The 1,568-nt window shown below is 43.8% G+C and carries 4 protein-coding genes; all 4 read right to left on the bottom strand.

Translation table 11 applies throughout. The annotated features are described in order from the left end of the window. On the bottom strand, positions 1-308 hold a 308-nt coding region (locus A3756_RS22945; protein WP_368664617.1), incomplete at its 3' end, for a GAF domain-containing protein. 156 nt (positions 309-464) lie between these two features. Further along, complete coding sequence (locus A3756_RS22940) at positions 465-893, bottom strand: CBS domain-containing protein (RefSeq protein WP_068511236.1); 429 nt, start codon at positions 891-893, stop codon at positions 465-467. Further along, a complete protein-coding gene (locus A3756_RS22935) occupies positions 890-1,240 on the bottom strand; it encodes a P-II family nitrogen regulator (protein WP_068511238.1) in 351 nt (116 codons plus the stop codon). The genes A3756_RS22940 and A3756_RS22935 overlap by 4 nt, the downstream gene beginning before the upstream one ends. 44 nt (positions 1,241-1,284) lie before the next feature. Beyond that, on the bottom strand, positions 1,285-1,568 hold a 284-nt coding region (locus A3756_RS22930), incomplete at its 5' end, for a DUF1538 family protein (protein WP_156490709.1).

Genomic DNA, 1,568 nt, shown 5'->3' with positions numbered 1-1,568 from the left:
GTAGCGATATCGGCAACAATCACCTGCCGCTTAGTAAACGCAGCCGTGCCGCAAGAGCCAACGCTTTCGCCTATTTCGACACCATTAACAGCGTCACAATATGCCTTAGGCAAACTCGGTGCTGCGCCGTGGTGTAAGTTGTTCCCTTTCAATAAAAGAATCGAGCTCTTGCCGGCCTTGCTTGCCAAGGCCTGCTCGATTGAACTACAGATTTCTTCCAAGCACTCTGGTAGAGACGCGCCCGACGAAACCATTTCGGTAATCGATTGCTGAGCGCGTAATAATTTCTCCAGGACCTCTTGATCCATAACGACCCTCTATTGCATTTATTATTGTTATTTGTCGTTGTTACAGTTAAGACTGTCATCAGTATAGTCGAGAGTCTGAATAAATGGCTATTATAGAATTCGCAATTAGTCACTCACCCTAACAATCCATAGCCATCCAAAATACTGTAATACGCTTTAATCCAAGGTATGCTGCTCTACTAAAATACCTTCAAAAACCAAAGATTTATAACCTACCACACCCACTACTTTACCGTTTTTACCATCAATAACTGGCGCACTCGCCAAGCCAAACTGATCAAATAAACGAGCACAATAGCGCACATCCATTTCAGGTGGGACACTGACAACGGGCTTAGACATAATTTCATAGACATTAACGCGATCAGGTGACTTATCTTTTGCCAATACCTTTTTAGCGATATCTGACAGCATCACAACGCCGTACTCGTCATCCTCATTACGTTTTTTGATAATCACGTAGCTAGCATTATGCTCTTTCATTTGAATCAAGGCGTCTTTAACGGTCATCATGCCGTCCATTTCAACGTAGTTACTCCGCATGACATCCTTAATTTTAACAACCGTTTTATTGGTATGACTCATAACTCTTCCTCGACTTTAGCTGCAATAGATTGTATTTGGTGCGAGACGCCCACAGCATCTTCAACATCTAACTGTACGGCAATTCCCGTACCCGGACTGGTATCGAATTCGCCTACCTGTCCAATAGTCTCTAATATATGCCGGCTTAAGTGCTCTTCAACTATAAACAGCAAGACATCCCGTTGAGTCTCCAGGGTCAGGCCAAAAAAAGTCTTACTCTTTTTAATCCCTTCGCCTCTGGCATGGTTGATCACTGTGGCACCAGTCGCCCCAGCTTTTCGCGCAGCCTTCATGACCTTATCGGTTTTGTCATCCTCTACAAACACCAGCAATAATTTAAAATGCATGTACTTTCCCCTATTCGAAATTCTCTACAAACTCTGTACAGAGCTTATTCAGCTTGTGCCAAGCCCTGTTGTTGGTTTCGCTTAGCCAAATACTCAGTAATTTGCGCATAGGCCATCACCGACATTATTGGAAATAAGCTAGCAAAAGCGATTAAACCAAAACCATCAATCAAAGTGCTTCGCCCAGGTACTGTTTCAGCTAAGCCTAAACCCAAGGCTGCAACCAAAGGCACAGTTACAGTAGATGTCGTTACACCACCTGAGTCATAAGCCAAAGGCACGATCAGTTTGGGTGCAAAACAAGTTTGAATTACGACGACCACATAAC

It is taken from the genome of Oleiphilus sp. HI0086 (genome assembly GCF_001635225.1).
Note: the sequence above shows the minus strand (reverse complement) of the source record. Positions and strands in the feature narration are given on the sequence as shown.